Source organism: Micromonospora chersina (assembly GCF_900091475.1).
Classification (GTDB): domain Bacteria; phylum Actinomycetota; class Actinomycetes; order Mycobacteriales; family Micromonosporaceae; genus Micromonospora; species Micromonospora chersina.
The window spans coordinates 4,308,121-4,325,639 of record NZ_FMIB01000002.1 but is presented as its reverse complement, the minus strand read 5'-3'; the positions used below and the strand labels follow the sequence as shown (position 1 = coordinate 4,325,639).

Below are 17,519 nucleotides of genomic sequence, written 5' to 3'. Positions count from 1 at the left end.
ACTCCTCGCGCTCACCACGACCGCTCCCCGGGGGTCAGCGGCAGCGGCACCACCGGCACCCGGTCGCCGGCCGCGCCGCTCGTGCCCGGCCGGATGACCGCGAAGCCGTCCGCGCCGGACAGGCCGCGCAGCATCGCCGAGCCGACGTGCCGGACCGGGTGCGCGGTGCCCGCGACCCGATCCAAACGCACCAGCGCGAGGTGGGTGTAATCGCCCCGCCCCGCGACCGGCTCGGCGAGCGTGACCTGCGGCAGCACCGGCATCGGCCGACCCTGCAGGCCGGCGAGCAGCGGCGCGACGAGCGAGACCAGCGCGACGACCGCGGACTGCGGGTTGCCCGGCAGCCCGGCCACGAAGCGCACCCGGCCGTCGTCGTCGACCAGCCGGGCCAGCAGCATCGGGAAGCCCGGCCGGACCGCCACGGTGTTCACCACGTAGTCGGCGCCGAGCGCCTCCAGCGTCGGATGCAGGTGGTCGACCGGGCCGTGCATGGTGCCGCCGGTGGTGCAGACCAGATCGGCGTCGGCCAGGGCGGCGCGCAACGCGGCCACGTGGGCGGGCAGCGTGTCGGCCACCGGACCCACCACGTCGGCGGGGCGCACCTGGCAGCCGTACCGGCGCAGCCAGGCCGGCACCGACGGACCGAGCGCGTCGCGGACCCGGCCGGCCCCCGGCGGGCCCGAGGTCAGCAGCTCGTCACCGAAGACCAGCAGCGCGGCCCGGGGCCGGCGGCGGACCCGCAGGGTGTCGTGCCCGCAGGAGGCAGCCAGGCCGAGCACCGCCGGATCGACCGGCGTGCCGGCGGGCAACAGCTCCTCCCCGGCGTACGCCTCCTCGCCCGGCTCCCGCCACTCCGGCGCCGGGCGGGGCGTGCCGGCCACCCGGCCGTCGGCCGTCCGGGTCGACTCCTCGATGCGCAGGATCGCCGTCGTGCCCTCGGGGACCATCGCGCCGGTGGCGATCTCCACCGTGCTGCCGTCGGCCTCCAGCGGGGGCGGGGTGTGCCCGGCGAGCACCCGGCCGACCACCTGCCACGGGCCGTCCCCGCGCACCGCCCAGCCGTCCACGCTGGAGGTCGGGAAGGCCGGCAGGTCGGTCCGCGGGGTCAGCGGCTCGGCCAGGGTGTGCCCGTCGGCGTCGGCGAGCGGCCGGCTGACCGCGGGGAGCGCGGCGGCGAGACCCACCGCGTACACCCGGGAACGGGCCTCCTCCCACCCGGCCGGCGGCAGCGCGACGACCTCGGCGGCGGCGGCGGTTTCCGTGCTCATCGACCGAGCCTATCGCCGGCCCGGTGGCCGCGCGTGGTCAGTGGTCGCCGCCGCGGAGCTGGTCGACGGTGTGCCGCAGGATCGGCCCGAGCACGGCCAGCCCGTCCTTCGCCCCGCCGCGCGAGCCCGGCAGGTTCACCACCAGCATCCGGCCGGCCACCCCGGCCAGCCCCCGGGACAGCGCGGCCGTCGGCACCGCGTCGCGGCTGTACGCCCGGATCGCCTCGGCGATGCCGGGGATCTCGTAGTCGAGCAGGGCGCGGGTGACCTCGGGGGTGCGGTCGGTCGGGGTGACGCCCGTGCCGCCGCTGGTCAACACCACGTCGACGCCCTCGTCGCGCGCCGCCCGCAGCGCCTCGCCGACCGGCGCACCGTCGGGCACCACCACCGGTTCGTCGACCTCGCAGCCCAGGTCCCGCAGGCCGGCGACGAGCAGCGGGCCGCTGGTGTCCGCGTAGACCCCGGCGGCGGCCCGGTTGGAGGCGACGATCACCCGGGCCCGGATCACGGCCGGTTCTCCGGCCGGACCCACTCGCCGGTCTTGCCACCCTCCTTGCGCAGCACCCGGACGGCGTCCACCGAGGCGGCCGGGTCGACAGCCTTCACCATGTCGACGAGGGCGAGCCCGGCGACGGCCACCGCGGTGAGCGCCTCCATCTCGACCCCCGTCCGGTCGGCGGTCCGCGCCGTGGCGGTGATCTCGACAGTGTCGTCGGTGAGACGCAGGTCGACGGCGACGCCGTGCAGGGCGATCGGGTGGCAGAGCGGAATCAGGTCGGGGGTGCGCTTGGCCCCCATGATCCCGGCGAGCCGGCCGACCGCCAGGGCGTCCCCCTTGGGCAGGCCGTCGCGGCGCAGCAGGTCGACCACCTCGGCGGTGGTGCGGAGCCGGCCGGCGGCGACCGCGAGCCGGCCGGACACCGGCTTGGCGGAGACGTCGACCATCCGGGCCGCGCCGGCCTGGTCGACGTGGGTGAGCTGCGCGGGTTCGGTCACGGCGCGAGCCTATCCGTCGGGTACGACCGGGCGCGCGCTCCGGGCCGTCGGCGGGGAGGGGCGTCGCGTCCGGTGCCGATCAGTCGACACGACACCCCTCCCTCACCTGCCCACCGTCGACTCGCTGGGGGGAAATCTGACGGCGGGGGCCTCGTCGACCGGGTCCCCCGTGGAGTGGACCGCCCCCGTTGGTCGACATGCCGGCGACGCTAACGGGCCCGGCGATAAGAAATCGATAAACCGGCTCAGTCCGGGTCGGTGGCGGTTGGCGACAGGCGCCGCTCCAGGTCCCTCCGCTCGGGTGCCCCGATGCGGCGGAAGATCGCAAGGGCGCGTCGCCGGAATCGCAACGCCTCATCGCGCTCGTCGTCGCCGAGGTGGTCGGCCAGCGCCGCCAGCGCCCGGCCCTGCTCGTACGGATGCGCGATGCGGGTGGCGAGCGCGAGGGCGCTCCGATGGGCGGCGACCGCCGCGCCCGTGCGTCCCGACTCGGTCAGCGTCAGGCCGAGATCGTTGAGGACGGCGGCCTGCACATGACGCTCCCCGGAGTCCCGCGCGAGGTCGAGGGCCAGCTCGTGCTGCTCCCGGGCCGCGTCGAGCCGGCCCAGGTGCCGGTACGCGATGCCCAGGTCGTTGCGCGCCTCCGCCTCACCGAACCGGTGCCCGGTGCGGTCGCGCAGCCGGAGGGACGCCGTGATGAGCCGGACCGCCTTGGCGTGGTGACCGAGCCGGTTCTCGACGGAAGCGATGTGACCGAGGGCGTTCGAGATGTGGTAGCCACTGCCCTGGCAGCGCCCGAGGAACAGGTGCTGGCGGTGCGCCCGGAGCGCCTCCGCGTATCGACCCAGTGTGGTCAGGGCGTAGCCGAGGTTCGGCAGTGACGGGACCGGGTCGACGCCGCCCGGCCAGTCCCTGAGGAGCTGCCGTCCGAGGCTGACCGAGCGCGCGGGATCGCCGGTCAGCCAGTGGACGACCACGAGGTTGGCCCGGTAGCGGTGTTCGTTGCCGTGGTCGCCGAGCTCCCGGGAGATGGCCACCGCCACCTCCAGGTGCCGCAGCGAGTCCAGGTAGCTCCCGGTGCGGGTGTAGGCGGAGGCCAGATAGTTGTGCATGACCGCCTGCGCCGCCCGGTCGCCGCTCCGCTCCGCGGCGGTCAGCCCGGCGCGATGGGTGACCAGGATTTCGTCGAAGTATCCGCGCATGTAACAGAACCGCCACAGGGCGCGGGCCAGCCGCCACCCGTACCCGTACAGGTCCGCTTGCTCGGCGAAGCGGACCAGGGCCACGAGGTCGGACCGTTCCTGCTCCAACCACTCGACGTCCGGCGGTCCGGGGCCCAGCAGGTCGGGGCGACGCGGCGGATCCAGACGGAGGTGAGCGCGCAGAGCCAGCGGATCCAACGACTGCGCACGCCTCGCGACCTCGTGCAGCACGTGGTCGAGAAGCCGCCCGGCCGCCTCGTCCCGGTCGCGGCGTTCGGCCGGCTCGCGGGACAGCTCGGCCGAGTACTGCCGCATCAGGTCGTGCAGCCGGTAACGCCCTGGGCCGATCTCCTCGATCAGGTGCTGGTCGAGGAGGTCGTCCAGCATCCCCTCGGTGCGATCCAGCGGCAGGTCGGCGAGGGCGGCCGCCATCGGCGCGTCGAACCGGTCGCCGGGGTGGACGCTCACGAGCCGGAACAGTCGCTTGACCGGCTCCGCAAGCGGTTCGTAGGAGGCGGTGAACGCCCTCGCGACCGTCTGCTGCTCGACCGCGAGCTGCCGGAGCACCGTGCCCCCGGCGCTCAGGCGGTCGGCCAGGTCGGCGACCTGCCAGGCCGGTCGGTGCGCGAGACGCCCGCCGGCCAGCCGGATGGCCAGCGGCAGGTGACCGCAGCGCCGGACCACCTCGGCGGCCGCCTCCGGCTCTTTGCCGACCCGCTCCTCGCCGACGGTCCGGGCCAGCAGCTGGACCGCCTCGGCAGGAGTGAGCACCGGGAGCGGGACGGGCGGTCCGACGTCCCCGGTCGACAGCCGCCGTCGGCTGGTCACCAGCACGACCGACCCGGGCCCGGCGGGCAGAAGAGGTCGTACCTGGTCCCCACCGGCCGCGTTGTCCAGCACGATGACGGCATGGCGGCCCCTCAGCTCGCGCTGCCACAGCTCGGCCCGGGAGTCGTGGTCGGTGGGGATCCGGCCGGCGGGCACCCCGAGCTGCCGCAGCAGGGCGGTCAGTGCGTCCGCCGGATCAACCGGGACGCCTTCCGCGTGACCACGCAGGTCGATGAAGAGCTGCGCGTCGGAGTACCGCCCGGCGAGCCGGTAGGCCAGGTGAACGGCGAGCGTCGTCTTGCCGCTGCCCGCCATCCCGTCGATCACCCGGACCGGTGACGTACGTGCGTCGGCGGCCGCGATCTCGGCCATCAAGCGCTCGGCGAGTTCCCGCCGACCGACGAAGTCGCTGACCATCCGGGGCAGGTGGTTGCCGGACGCCGGCGTCCCCGCCGTCGGTTCGGTCCGCCCGGCCGCCCGGGCGGCACCCGCGTCGTCGGCTGGCGGCACGGTGACGATCGGCTCCCCGTCGAGCAGGGCCTGGTGGAGCGTGCGCAACTCGATGCCCGGCTCGATGCCGAGCTGCTCGGCGAGTACGGCTTCCGCCCGGCGGACCGCGGCGAGCGCCCCGACGGGGTCGCCGTCCGCGTACCTGGCACGGGCGAGCAGGGCGTGCGCCTGCTCGCGGTAGGGGTGGGCCACCACATGGTCGGTAAGAAAGGTGACCGCGGTTCTGGTCCGGCCGAGCTGGAGCTCCAGCCTGGCCCGCAGCTCGATCGCGGACAGGCGCTGCTCGTCTAGGGCCGCTCGGCGTGCGGTGAGGACCGGGCCCGTCGGCAGCCCGGCCGCCAGGGACCCGCGCCACACCCGCTCGGCCTGCGCGAGCAGCGCGCCGGCATTCTCGACGGCACCGCGCGACCAAGCGGTCGCCGCAGCGTCGACAAGATGCTCGAAGCGAGGTACGTCCACCTGCTCGTCGGTCAGGTCGATCCGGTAGCCGCCGGGGAGCCGGACTATGGTCGGGCCGCCCTGCCTCTCGAACGCCCGCCGGAGATTGCCGGCGTACGTCCGCACGTTGGCCAGCGCGGAACGCGGCGGCTGCTCCGGCCACAGCTCGTCGACGAGAGCGTCGGTCGTAACGACACGCCCGCCGTGCAGGGCGAGCATCACCAGCACGAGCTGCTGTTTCGGTGTCCCCAGCGGTAGCCGGGACGACCCGCACCACGCCTCGGGTGCCCCCAGGAGCCGGACCTCCGCCAATCCTTCCTCCGCCGTGACGCTGATATCGAATAACCGATGCATTTACAGCCAGGATATGCGTAAGCATCCCTAAAGGAAGATAGTGCGCGATCCGCCGCACGACTTCAAAAGATATCAGAGAGCGACGACATTTTTCCGGTGCGTCGAACTGCAGTACGGCCGTCGGTGGCAACGGGGCGTAGGAAGCCAAGGCCGCGCCAAAGCGGGGAGAGACACCTTCTCGTCAGGATCCGATAATCACACGAGACGACATGACTGAATACGCATTTAGTTTCCAGTCAAAGACACACCGTGACATCACGCGGCAGCATTAGCGCAATATGCGCATATGGACATCTAACGGTACCAACGTTGGCTAAACGCCATAAGATGGCTACGTCCTCAGGGCTGAAGCGCCCGGCAAGTGGCCATCGAAAGGTGAGACGGATGCGTACCCACGACTGGTTGTGAGCAGCCTTCCCGGTACCCGTCAGCGGGCCGTAGAGTACCGGGACACACAGCGCTACCGAATGAGCGCGCTGGAGGCAGGGTGACCAAGGCCATCGCACGCGACAATGGGACCGATCGGCGGCTCGTGCTGCTTGTCGGTCTCGTCGTGTTTGCGGCCGCGATTGCCGTCCTCCTCAGCTTCCGATCAGTTCTGCTGAGCGGCCTGACGACGCCACGTGATCTTGCACGAGCAGCAGCCGTGACGTTCCTGGTCGCGGTCGGTGCGACGGTCAATGTGCGCATTCGCATCCGCGCAACCAACCACGGAGTGTCGTGGACCGAGGTGGCCTCCGTGGTCGGCCTTGCGGTCGCACCCGTCCCGTGGGTGATCATCGCTACCGGTCTGGGGGTCGGGATAGCTCGGGCGATACCCCGGCTGCCCCCCATCAAGTTGGCGTTCGGCGTCGCCAAGGACACCATGCTCGCCGCCGTGGGCGGGGCCGTGCTGATCGTCGCCGGGTGGAGCTGGCCGTGGACCGGCCCGATCACGCGCTCACTTCCGGCCCTCGCGCTGGCCTACCTGGCTGTCGTGGTCCTGGATGAACTGCTCACCCTGCCGGTCATCGCTCTCGCGACCGGGACGCGTCTCGTCCACCTCTTCCGGGAACATGTCGACCTACGGGTCGCCAGCATGGTCGCCCGTTTTGTGGTCATCCTTTCGACGCTCCTGATCCTTCGCAGCAACCCGAGCTTCCTCATCGTCGTTCCACCGCTCATCCTGAGCCTGCATCTCGCCTACTCCAGCCGCGTACGCAACAGGGCGGAGCGGGAGGCGTGGCAACGCCTGGCGCGCACCACGGACGCGCTCAACGTGGTCGACCTCGACCAGGTGCTGACCACGGCGGTCACCCAGGCCACCGAACTCTTCTCCGCCGACGAGGTCGACATCGAGCTTCGCGAGGAGGGGCGGGTCGTGCGGGGCGCCGGTGGCCTCATCACCTTCCGCGGACCGGCCGGCACGCCCAGCGCGATCGACGGCTCGGTGCTCACCACCCGCCTCGAAGGGCACGACCAGACCGCCGACATCGGGGTGCTGCGGCTGCGGTTCGCCGGGCCGGTGGAGCTGTCCGAGCGGGAGCAGTACACCCTGCGTACCTTCGCCTCTGCGCTGTGCACCGCGGTCCGCAACGCGCAGGCGTACGCCGAGCTGGCCCGGATCGCCGACGAGCACGCGTACGCCGCCACCCACGACGCCCTCACCGGGCTCTCCAACCGGCGGCACCTCCTCGACGAGGGCACCGAGCAGCTCACCAACCGGCACGCCGACGGCGTCACCGCCCTGGTGCTGATCGACCTCAACCACTTCAAGGAGGTCAACGACACCCTCGGACACGGCGCCGGCGACCGGGTGCTGACGCAGGTCGCCGACCGGCTGCGCGCCGCGGCCCGCCCCGACGACCTGGTGGCCCGGCTCGGCGGCGACGAGTTCGCCGTCCTGCTACGCGGCCTGCCCGCCCCGGCGGTCGCCGCGCACCGCGCCGAGGCGCTGCTGGCCGCGCTGCACGAGCCGCTCGACCTGGACGGCATGCGGATCAGCGTGGAGGCCAGCGGCGGCATCGCGGTCGCCCCGGCCAGCGGCGGGATGCCCGAGCTGCTGCGCCGGGCCGACGTGGCCATGTACCAGGCCAAGCGGGCCGGCCAGCGCATCGCCACGTACGCCCCGACCCACGACACCGCCGACCTGGGCCGGCTCACCCTCGGCGGCGAACTGCCCCGGGCGGTCGCCGACCACGAGTTCACCGTCAACTTCCAGCCGATCGTCGACCTGGGCAGCGGCGAGGTGATCGGCGCGGAGGCGCTGGCCCGCTGGCACCACCCGACGCACGGCATGATCGACCCGCTGCGGTTCCTGGAGGCGGTCGAGCGTTCCGGGCTGCTGCCCGCCTTCGCGGAGGCGATCCTCGACCAGGCGCTGATCGCCGCCGGCTCCTGGCGGGACGCCGGCTTCGACCTGCCCGTCTCGGTGAACGTGTCGCCGCGCAGCCTCCTCGACGCCCGCTTCCCCGGGGCGGTGCTGGCCCGGCTGCGGGCGCACGACCTGCCGCCCGACCGGCTCGTGCTGGAGCTGACCGAGACCCTGACGCTCAGCCAGCTCGACGTGGTCGACCGGGTGCTCAGCCGGCTGCGCGACTCGGGCGTACGGCTGGCCCTGGACGACTTCGGCACCGGCTACTCCTCCCTCTCGCTGCTCTCCCGGATCCCGGTGCACGAACTGAAGATCGACCGGAGCTTCGTCACCGCGATGGAGAGCACGGCCGAGGCCGCCGCCGTGATCCGCTCCACCCTCGACCTGGGCCGCAGCCTCGATCTGACCGTGGTGGCCGAGGGCGTGGAGAGCGAGCCGCAGCGGCGGGCCCTCTGGGAGCTGGGCTGCGCCGCCGGGCAGGGCCACCTGTTCGCCCGGCCGCTGCCGTCCGGCACGCTGCTCGCCGCCCTCCAGCGGGGCGCGGGCGGCCGCCCGGGCGCCCTCGCGCCGCCGCTGCACGACGCCGGCGCGGTGATCCGCCTGCCCGGCCGCCGCACCGGCGGGGGCCGCAACCGCACCGCCACCCCCGCTCCCTGACCACGGCGACCCACCAAGATCCGCGGGTCTGCCAGACTGGCCGGCGTGACCGCCGACGCCGACCGGACCACCCCCGCCGCCCGCCGCTGGCAGGCGGTCGACACCGCCGGCGGCGGCCTCCCCCTCGACCTGGGCCTCTACGCCGTCTCCGCGCTGTTCGCCGCGGTCACCGCCGCCACCTCCACGCTGCTGCCGCACCGCGCCTGGGGCACGCTCGCCACCATCGGGTACGCGCTGGCGGCCCTCGCCGCCGCCGGCCAGCTCCTGGCCCGACGCCGGCGCGCCGGCACCCCCCTCACCGGCCTGCCCGCCCGCTGGGCGGTCACCGGCTTCGCCTGGGCCACCACCGCCCTCCTGCCGGTCGTCGCGCAGAGCATCCAACGGGCCGGTGGGCGGACCGACCGGGCGCAGGAGGAGGTGGTCGTTGTCGAACACGCCGGCGCGCGGCTCGCCGAGCACGGCACCCCCTACCTCGGCCACGACGCGATCGCCGCCCTGCCCCCCGCCGAGCAACTGCTCGGCTACACCCCCTACCAGCCCGGAATGGCGCTGTTCGGGCTGCCCCGGGCCGCCACCGACGCCTGGTGGACCGACGCGCGGGTCTGGTTCGCCCTGGTCACCGCGCTGACGCTGGCCGCCGCCGTCCTCACCCTGCGGACCACCGCCGGCCCCGCCGCACCCCGGCGGGACGCCGCCGTCCTGCGCGCCGTCCAGGCCGCCACCGTCCTGCCGATCTGCGCGCTCACCCTGGCCACCGGCGGCGACGACCTGCCCGTACTCGCGCTCTGCCTGCTCGCCCTGGCCCTCGCCGCCGCCGGCCGGCCCGGCCGCGCGGGCATCGCGGTCGGCGCGGCCGGCGCGCTGAAGCTCTTCGCCTGGCCCGTGGCCGTCGTGCTGGTCTGCTGGGCCGTCACCCGCCGGGCGGGCCTGCGCACCGCCCTCGGCGCCCTCGGCCTGCCGGTCCTCGCGCTCCTCCCCGTGCTGCTTGTCGACCGCGACGCCCTCGTGGAGAACGTCCTGCGCTTCCCGCTCGGGCACGGGCTGGTGACCAGCCCCGCGCAGTCCCCGTTCCCCGGCCACCTCATCGCGGCCGCGCTGCCCGCCGGCCGCCTGATCGCCGCCGCGCTGCTCGTCGCCGTCGCCGTGGCGATCGCCGCCCGGCTGCTGCGCCGCCCGCCGCGCACCGCCGCCGCCACCGCGCTGATCTGCGGGTACGGGCTGCTCGCCGCGATCCTGCTGATGCCCTCGACCCGCTTCGGCTACCTGCTCTACCCCCTCGCCCTGCTGGTCACCGCCCCCGCCCTGGCGCTCGCCGAACGCCGCCCCGACGTCGCACCCTGACCGGCTTTCCGCGCAACTCGCCGGCACGGCCCGGCCCGAAGGCGTAGACCTGAGGAATGACCACCTACCGCGACCGGGCCGAGGCGGGACGGATGCTCGCCGACCGGCTCGGCGACCTCGCCGGCCGACCCGACGTCATCGTCCTCGGGCTGGTGCGCGGCGGCGTACCCGTCGCCCGGGTGATCGCCGAACGGCTCGGCACGCCACTTGACGTGCTCGTGGTCCGCAAGCTCGGCGTGCCCTGGGCCCCCGAGGTGGCGTACGGGGCGCTCGGCCCCGGCGGCGTGCAGGTGCTCAACGAGATGGTCGCCGGCCGGATCGGCGAGGACGAGCGGGCCGAGGTACGCCGGAACGAGCAGACCGAACTCGACCGCCGCGAACGGCTCTACCGGGGCGGCCGCCCGCAGCTCGACCTGACCGGACGCACCGCCGTCATCGTCGACGACGGACTGGCCACCGGCGCCACCGCCCGCGCCGCCGTGCAGGTCGCCCGGCACCTGGGCGCCGCCCGCGTGATGGTGGCCGTCCCGGTCGGCTCCGACCAGGCGTACGAGATGCTCGCCCAGGAAGCCGACCAGGTGATCTGCCCCCAGGTCCCACCCGACTTCGCCGCCGTCGGGGCGTACTACGACGACTTCCACGAGGTCTCCGACGACGAGGTGACGCAGGCGCTCACCGCCACCGCGTGAATCCACCGGGTACCTTCGGTGTCATGCAGCTCACCTGTCCCAAATGCCACGGAGAGATGCGCCAGTACGAGCGCAGCGGAGTGATCATCGACCAGTGCGGCGAATGCCGCGGCATCTTCCTCGACCGCGGCGAGCTCGAGAAGCTGTTCGAGGCCGAGGCGAACTGGAACCAGCAGCACGGCACGCGGCAGGCCGCCCCGGCCGGTGCCGGCTACACCCCGCCCCCGCCGCCCCCGCCCGCCGCGGCACCGCACCAGCCCGGCTACGGCGCCGTCCCCCCGCCCCCTCCGCCGCCGCCCGGCCACGGCTACCCGCAGCCCGCCTACGGGCAGCAGCACTACGGCTACCACGGCCACTACCGGCGGAAGAAGAAGCACCACGGCTTCCTCGGCGAACTGTTCGACTGACCGACGCCACGCCGGGCCGGCGACCCACCGGCCCGGCGTCGCCGTCGTGCCGACCCCGCCACGCCGTGGCAGGCTGCACGACATGACCGCGATCCGGCAGCACGAGGCGCTGGCGCAGGCGTACGACGGCATCACCGCCGTCGTGGCCCCACTCGACGACGCCGGCCTGCAACGACCCACCCGCTGCCGGGGCTGGCTCGTCGCCGACCTGCTCTTCCACGTGCTCTGCGACGCGCAACGGGCACTTGTCGCCCTCGCCAGCCCCGCAACCGGCCCGGCCGACGTCGACGACGTCAGCTACTGGCGCGCGTTCACCCCGGGCGGCGACGACGACGCGAGCGTGAAGCACGCCTGGTGGGCCCGCCGCTCGGCCGCCGCCTTCGACCGGCCCAGCGGCGTGGTACGGATCTGGTCCGACACCGCGCCCGCCGCCGCCCGGGCCGCCGCCGCCGCGGACCCCGACGGGTACGTGACCACGCAGGGGCACGTCCTGCGCGTACCCGATCTCCTCGCCACCCTGACCACCGAGGCGGTCATCCACCACCTCGACCTGGTCGTGGACCTGCCCGACGCCCCGCTCCCCGCCGCGGCGCCCACGCGGGTGGCGGTGGCCACCGTGGACGGGCTGCTCAGCGACGACGCGGTCCGGCCGACCGGCTGGGACGACCGGGACTACCTGCTCAAGGCCACCGGCCGGGTGCCGCTCACCGACCGCGACCGGCTGGAACTGGGCGAGGCCGCCGGCTGGTTCCCCCTGCTCGGCTGACCTCGGACGTTCGATTCACGCGCCCTCGCGCTGCCGCCCAATCATCCGCGCGGCGGTCTCGGCCTTACGGGCAAGAGCTGTCGCGGCACCGGCGTAGAGCAGCGCGGCAATCCGCTCGGCCGGCCCACAGGTGGTCCCCACCGTGAAGATGCTCCGGTGCGGCCGCACCGACAGGCCGGTTATCCCTTCGTTTTCGAGGAACGCTACGAACGCATCCAGCACGTGGCGCCGGCCCACCACTCTGAACTGGGCAAAGGACCGAGTGCTCGGGGCAGGGCGCCGGTAGATGCCCAGCGATCCGTCGCCGTCCACAACGCCACGCCAGAAGTCGCGAGAGGCGACCAGCCGTTCGTCGATCGCTTGCTTGTACCGACCCAACTCGACGAGGCGGTCCGCCAGCCGGTGTGAGCGCACAGAGAACTGGCACGACCCGTGAGTCGGGCTCGTACGCGAGATGCTGTTGTCGCAGCCCAGGTAGCTCCGGAGGGCCACCAGGTGGTCTCGGTCCCGCTCGGCCAGGCCGACGGAGATCTGGGGAATGTGACCCGGGCGGTAGCTGACACATCCGTCCGCGAACAGGAACCCGATCCAGTAACAGGTGTCCGGCTCGAAGCTGTCGAAGGCATCGTGCCGCAGACCCTCAGACACCGACCGGATCTGGATGCCTCGGCGAAGGACAAGACCACGAACGGACGGGGCTGTCACACCGAAGTCCGCAGCGATCTGGCTGAGCGACGCTCCACCGAGAAATCTGCGGACGACCTCGGATCTCTGGGCGTCCGTCAATGTGCCCGCGCGGCGGGGCGGCACTCCGTTGCGACGGAGGAGGCCCCGGATCGCCTGCCTCGTCACCCCGTAACGCACGCCGATGGCGGTGATGCTGTCACCGCTGGTCGCCCGGGCAAGGATCTCCTCCCGTTCGGCGGGAGTCAGCCGGCGACCAACCCTGGTCATACGATGGCCATGTCCACGAAGCGCGACAGGTGGAGTTGAGCCGCCACGGTGACCGTGTCGGTCGGGCCATTCCTGTGCTTGGCGATTATGAAATCCGCCTCGCCCGCCCGCGGCGACTCCTTGTCGTAGTAGTCGTCGCGGTGCAGCAGCAGGACGACGTCGGCGTCCTGCTCGATCGAGCCCGATTCACGCAGGTCGGACAGCTGTGGGCGCTTGTCGGTGCGCTGCTCCGGGCCACGGTTCAGCTGACTCACCGCGATCACCGGGCACTCGACCTCCTTGGCCAGCAGCTTCAGGCCACGGGACAGGTCCGCGACCTCCTGCTGCCGGCTCTCGGTGCGCTTCGGCGAGGTCATCAGCTGGAGGTAGTCGACCACGATCAGCTTGAGGTCGTGCTTCTGCTTGAGCCGCCGGGCCTTCGCCCGGATCTCCATCAGGTTCATGCTCGGCGTGTCATCGACGAAGAGCGGCGCCTCGCTGATCTCGCCCATGCAGCGGGCCAGCTTGGTCCAGTCGTCGTCGGAGAGCTGGCCGCTGCGCAGCACGTGCAACGGTACGCGCGCCTCGGCCGAGAGGAGTCGCATGACGATCTCGACCTTGCTCATTTCCAGCGAGAAGATCGCCGACGCCTGATTGAAGCGGATAGCGGCATTTCGGGCAAAATCCATAGATGCGGTCGATTTGCCCAAGCCAGGCCGGCCGGCCACGATGATGAGCTGACCCGGGTGCAGGCCGTTGAGCAGGCGGTCGAGGTCGCTGAACCCGGTGGGCACACCGGTCATGACCCCGCCCTGGGCGCCCACCGCCTCGATCTCGTCGAGCGTCGGCTGGAGCATGTCGGCCAGGACGGCGAAGTCCTCGCTGACGCGCTTCTCGGTCACCTCGTAGACGGCCTGCTGGGCGAGGTCGACGATGTCGTCGACGTCCCGGCTGCCACCCTGGCCGGTGCCGTAGCCCAACTGGACGATCCGGGTGCCGGCCTCGACCAGCCGGCGCAGCACCGCCCGCTCACCGACGATGCGGGCGTAGTACGCGGCGTTGGCCGCGGTGGGGACGCTGGCGATGAGCGTGTGCAGGTAGGGTGCGCCACCGATCCGGGCCAGGTCGCCGGAGTCGGCGAGCGCGGCGGCCACGGTGATGGGGTCGGCGGGCTCGCCCCGGCCGTAGATGTCGAGGATCGCGTCGAAGATGGTGGCGTGCACCGGGCGGTAGAAGTCGTTCGACTTGAGGATCTCGACGACGTCCGCGATGGCGTCCTTGGAGAGCAGCATGCCGCCGAGGACGCACTGCTCGGCGGCCACGTCCTGAGGCGGGGTCTTCTCGAACTGGCCGTCCCGCGGCGCGGGTGCGGGCGTTTGCCCCCCGGCCCGCTCCGAGCGCGTCTCGTCGGTGACCGACACGGGTCCCCCCTTGCTGCGTCGGATCGGTTCCAGCTCTACCGCCGGGGTGTGACAACTTCCGACGACCCTCCGGTCGATCGGGGGCCATCGGCCGGACGGTCGGGGGACCACGATACGGAACCCGAGGTCAGCCGCTCAACAGCACCGGTGGACGAGCCTCGGGACAACCTGTGGACACCGGTGGACAGTCATGTGCGCAGGGTGTGCACAGGGTGTGGATAAGTGATGGGGAATTCCGGGCCCCACGGCGCTGACCTGCAGTTTTACGATCCCCACCCTGTGGACGGAAGATTTCGGGTCGAGCCTTGGCGACGTTCGTCCCGTACTATCTCTGCGAACGGCTACACCTGGACAGCGGATTGCACTTTCGGTTGAGAAGGGTCACGCTCCGGCCGTGAGACACCGGGACTGGGGAAGCGGGGAGGACAGCCCGCGCGAGCGCCGGCTTAGCGCCTCCTGGGACGCTTCCGCCGATCCGCTCCCGGTCGAGTCGTCAGCTCCCGAGGGCTACCGCACACCGAGCCGCCGGCGCGCTGTCGAGCGCGGCCAGGGCGAGCCGGTCGACAGCTATCTTCCCCGGTGGGCGCTGGAGTCCGGGATCCGCCGGGCGGACGGTGGGGGTCGGCACGCCGCGCCGGACGACGGCGCCGACGTCGAGCCGTCGTACCCCCCGGGTGGGGGCTGGCGGGCGGACGCCGGCTGGGGCCGCGAGGACGATCGCCGCGACCTGCGGGCCATCGGCGCGGGCCCGGTGTCGGAGCACACCGCCGAGTGGACCCTGGAGACCCCGCAGGACCAGGGGTACGTCGGGAGCCGGCGGGCCGACGGGATCGAGGGCGAGCCGGTCTCCGGGGTGGGCCCGCGGAGCCGGCCGCGACGCGCGGCGACCCGGCGCCCGCAGGTGACCTGGTCGGGCCTGGAGGAGGCGCCCGCGTCGGGTGACGACGGTGACCGGTGGGCGGCCGAGCGGCCGACCCGGCGGGGCCGGCGCGCGGCGGATTCGTGGTCGCGTCCGGCGGTCGACCCGTGGCAGCGGGGCCGGGCGGCCGAGCCGGATCCGGCGGAGCAGCCGGCGGTCGACCCGTGGGACGCGTCGGGTGTGCACGCGTGGGGCCGTTCCGCCGACCGCCGGTGGGAGCAGGCGGGGAGCCGCTGGGACCGCACGGAGCAGACGGGCGAGTGGGACCGGTTCACGGACACCGGCCAGTGGGACCGGCACGCCGACACGGGCCAGTGGGACCGGGTCCGGGAGACCGGGGCCTGGGACCGGTACGCGGAGGTCGACGCGTGGGACCGGACGGCGCCGCCGGTGCCGACCCGGGAGGGCTGGGCGTCGCCGGAGCAGGCCGAGGGCTTCTGGTCGGGGACGCGGCTGGCGGGTGACGATCCCCGCTGGACGGAGACCCCGTCGTCGGCCCCCCGGTCGCCGATGGTCGCCTACACGGCGCCGCGGCCGGCGCCGCGCCGCCGGCCGGTGGAGCCGGTACGGGCGGGACGGGCCGGGGCGTCGACGCTGCGGCAGCGGGTGGAGACCATCGGCGGCGGTTCGTGGAGCCGCCGGCTGGAGGACGACCTGCTCGACCCGGATCCGGGTGGGCCGCTGCGGCCGCTGGCCTACACGGCCGCGTGCTACCTGGTGCCGGCCCTGCTGCTCTTCGTCGGGCTGCTGTTCCTCGACGGGCAGCCGCCGGCGGGGTGTGTCACGGACATCACCGGGGGCGGTTGTGACTCACCGCGGGCGCATGCCGTCGCCTCGTTGGTGGCGGGCGCGCCGCGGTTCGGGCTGGCGCTGCTGAGCAGTCTCGTGGTGGCGGTGGTGCTGCGCCGGGTCGGCACGACCTGGCGGTCGGCCACTGTGGCGCTGGCGGCTGCCGTGGTGGGTGGCGGCCTGTCCACGGTGATCATCAGTGCGGTGACGGGCCAGCCGATCGGGTGACGCGGCGACCGGCGTCGTCGCTCGACATGCGGAAGGGCCCGCACCGGATGCCGGTGCGGGCCCTTCCGTCGTGCTGTGCGGGTGTCAGCCCTTGACCACGTTCAGGTCGAACTTGGCGGTCACCTCGGGGTGCAGCCGGATGCTGACCGGGTAGGCGCCGAGCGACTTGATGTGGCTGGGCAGCTCCAGCCGACGACGGTCGAGGGTCGGGCCGCCGGCCGCCTTGACGGCGTCGACGATCTCGGCCGAGGTGACCGAGCCGAAGAGCCGGCCGCCGTCGCCGGCGCGGGCCTTCAGGTTGACCTTCAGACCCTCGATCTGGGCCTTGACCTCGTTGGCGTGGTCGAGGTCGCGGATCTCCCGGGCCGAGCGGGCCCGCTTGATGACCGTGACCTGCTTCTCCGCGCCCTTGGTCCAGGCGATCGCGAAGCCCTGCGGAAGCAGGTAGTTACGGCCGTAGCCGTCCTTCACCTCGACGATGTCGCCCGGGGCACCGAGGCCGGACACCTCCTGAGTCAGGATGATCTTCATGTCGGTGCCTCCTCTCAGCGGGTCGTGGCCGTGTACGGCAGGAGCGCCATCTCGCGGGCGTTCTTGACCGCACGGGCGATCTGCCGCTGCTGCTGCGAGGTCACACCGGTCACCCGCCGAGCGCGGATCTTGCCGCGGTCGGAGATGAACTTGCGCAGCAGCGCGGTGTCCTTGTAGTCGATGTAGGTGATCCCGTCCTTGTCGAGCGGGTTCACCTTCTTCTTCGGCTTGCGAAGTGCCGCAGCCTTGGCCATTGCTCTTGCTCCTGGTTTGCGATCGCGGGCGCTCGGCGCCATTAGAACGGGGGCTCCTCGTCGAAGTTTCCGCCCGAACCACCGCGCGAGGGGGCCGGGGCAGCCGAGGCCCAGGGGTCGTCGAAGTTGCCTCCGCCGCCACCCTGGCCACCACCACCACCGAAGCCGCCGCCACCGCCGCCCGAGCGGGACATCTTCTGCACCTTCGCCGTGGCGTAGCGCAGGGACGGGCCGATCTCGTCGACCTCCAGCTCGATGACGGTGCGCTTCTCACCCTCACGCGTCTCGTACGACCGCTGACGCAGCCGGCCGGACACGATCACCCGGGCGCCGCGCTGCAGCGACTCGGCGACGTTCTCGGCGGCCTGCCGCCAGACCGTGCACGAGAGGAACAGCGGCTCGCCGTCCTTCCACTCGCCGGACGCCTTGTCCATGAAGCGGGGCGTCGAAGCGACCCGGAACTTGGCGACCGCCGCCCCGGAGGGGGTGAACCGCAACTCGGGGTCATCGGTCAGGTTGCCGATGACCGTGATGGTGGTGTCTCCTGCCATGACCATCTCCTCGCGCACTCATCTCTGTGCCGTACAGGCTCTCAGAGCCCTCCGACAGCGTCGATGAGGCTTGATCCGGACGTG

Annotated in this window: 15 protein-coding genes; 6 read left to right on the top strand and 9 right to left on the bottom strand. The window is 73.1% G+C overall.

The genetic code is table 11. The annotated features are described in order from the left end of the window. Positions 1–11 precede the first annotated feature (11 nt). The 4 genes from GA0070603_RS20095 to GA0070603_RS20080 form a co-directional block, all read right to left on the bottom strand. On the bottom strand, positions 12–1,268 hold the full coding sequence (locus GA0070603_RS20095; RefSeq protein ID WP_091316371.1) for a molybdopterin molybdotransferase MoeA: 1,257 nt from the start codon (positions 1,266–1,268) through the stop codon (positions 12–14). A 37-nt stretch (positions 1,269–1,305) separates the two neighbouring features. Continuing rightward, positions 1,306–1,776 carry a MogA/MoaB family molybdenum cofactor biosynthesis protein gene (locus GA0070603_RS20090; RefSeq protein WP_091322136.1) on the bottom strand — a complete coding sequence of 157 codons (471 nt, stop codon included), beginning with the start codon at positions 1,774–1,776 and terminating at the stop codon, positions 1,306–1,308. Beyond that, the gene (gene moaC, locus GA0070603_RS20085) at positions 1,773–2,264 is read right to left on the bottom strand and encodes a cyclic pyranopterin monophosphate synthase MoaC (RefSeq protein ID WP_091316369.1); all 492 of its coding nucleotides are present in this window, start codon (positions 2,262–2,264) and stop codon (positions 1,773–1,775) included. The genes GA0070603_RS20090 and moaC overlap by 4 nt, the downstream gene beginning before the upstream one ends. A 245-nt stretch (positions 2,265–2,509) precedes the next feature. Further along, complete coding sequence (locus GA0070603_RS20080; protein WP_091316366.1) at positions 2,510–5,596, bottom strand: AfsR/SARP family transcriptional regulator; 3,087 nt, start codon at positions 5,594–5,596, stop codon at positions 2,510–2,512. A gap of 487 nt (positions 5,597–6,083) precedes the next feature. On the opposite strand from GA0070603_RS20080, the gene GA0070603_RS20075 reads away from it, so the two are divergent. The 5 genes from GA0070603_RS20075 to GA0070603_RS20055 all read left to right on the top strand — a co-directional run bounded on the left by GA0070603_RS20075 (position 6,084) and on the right by GA0070603_RS20055 (position 11,809). After that, positions 6,084–8,606, top strand: coding sequence for a putative bifunctional diguanylate cyclase/phosphodiesterase (locus GA0070603_RS20075; protein ID WP_244282564.1), 2,523 nt, complete (start codon positions 6,084–6,086; stop codon positions 8,604–8,606). Positions 8,607–8,651: 45 nt separating this feature from the next. Beyond that, positions 8,652–9,947: a glycosyltransferase 87 family protein gene (locus GA0070603_RS20070; protein WP_091316363.1), complete on the top strand. Its 1,296-nt coding sequence runs from the start codon at positions 8,652–8,654 to the stop codon at positions 9,945–9,947. A 56-nt stretch (positions 9,948–10,003) separates the two neighbouring features. Continuing rightward, on the top strand, positions 10,004–10,636 hold the full coding sequence (locus GA0070603_RS20065; RefSeq protein ID WP_091316362.1) for a phosphoribosyltransferase: 633 nt from the start codon (positions 10,004–10,006) through the stop codon (positions 10,634–10,636). Between the two features lie 23 nt (positions 10,637–10,659). Then, positions 10,660–11,043, top strand: a complete 384-nt coding sequence (locus tag GA0070603_RS20060; RefSeq protein WP_091322132.1) for a TFIIB-type zinc ribbon-containing protein — start codon at positions 10,660–10,662, stop codon at positions 11,041–11,043. Between the two features lie 82 nt (positions 11,044–11,125). Beyond that, on the top strand, positions 11,126–11,809 hold the full coding sequence (locus GA0070603_RS20055; protein WP_091316359.1) for a maleylpyruvate isomerase N-terminal domain-containing protein: 684 nt from the start codon (positions 11,126–11,128) through the stop codon (positions 11,807–11,809). Between the two features lie 15 nt (positions 11,810–11,824). On the opposite strand, the gene GA0070603_RS20050 is transcribed toward GA0070603_RS20055, so the two are convergent. Together GA0070603_RS20050 and dnaB are read right to left on the bottom strand one after the other, a co-directional pair. Further along, positions 11,825–12,763, bottom strand: a complete 939-nt coding sequence (locus GA0070603_RS20050; protein WP_091316357.1) for a helix-turn-helix domain-containing protein — start codon at positions 12,761–12,763, stop codon at positions 11,825–11,827. Then, on the bottom strand, positions 12,760–14,163 hold the full coding sequence (gene dnaB, locus GA0070603_RS20045) for a replicative DNA helicase (RefSeq protein WP_091316355.1): 1,404 nt from the start codon (positions 14,161–14,163) through the stop codon (positions 12,760–12,762). Before dnaB ends, GA0070603_RS20050 begins: the two co-directional genes overlap by 4 nt. A 394-nt stretch (positions 14,164–14,557) precedes the next feature. On the opposite strand from dnaB, the gene GA0070603_RS20040 reads away from it, so the two are divergent. Beyond that, entirely contained in the window at positions 14,558–16,099 is a 1,542-nt protein-coding gene (locus GA0070603_RS20040) for a hypothetical protein (protein ID WP_091316352.1), read from the top strand. An 84-nt stretch (positions 16,100–16,183) separates the two neighbouring features. Here the strand turns inward: GA0070603_RS20040 and rplI are convergent, their stop codons facing one another. From rplI to GA0070603_RS20025, 3 genes are read right to left on the bottom strand one after another with little or no spacing between them, the layout of a single operon-like run. Further along, positions 16,184–16,630, bottom strand: coding sequence for a 50S ribosomal protein L9 (rplI, locus tag GA0070603_RS20035; RefSeq protein WP_091316349.1), 447 nt, complete (start codon positions 16,628–16,630; stop codon positions 16,184–16,186). A gap of 14 nt (positions 16,631–16,644) precedes the next feature. After that, entirely contained in the window at positions 16,645–16,884 is a 240-nt protein-coding gene (gene rpsR / locus GA0070603_RS20030; protein ID WP_013289355.1) for a 30S ribosomal protein S18, read from the bottom strand. 41 nt (positions 16,885–16,925) lie between these two features. Next, positions 16,926–17,453 (bottom strand): single-stranded DNA-binding protein, encoded by a 528-nt coding sequence (locus tag GA0070603_RS20025; protein WP_018788497.1) that lies wholly within the window; start codon positions 17,451–17,453, stop codon positions 16,926–16,928. Positions 17,454–17,519: the final 66 nt, after the last annotated feature.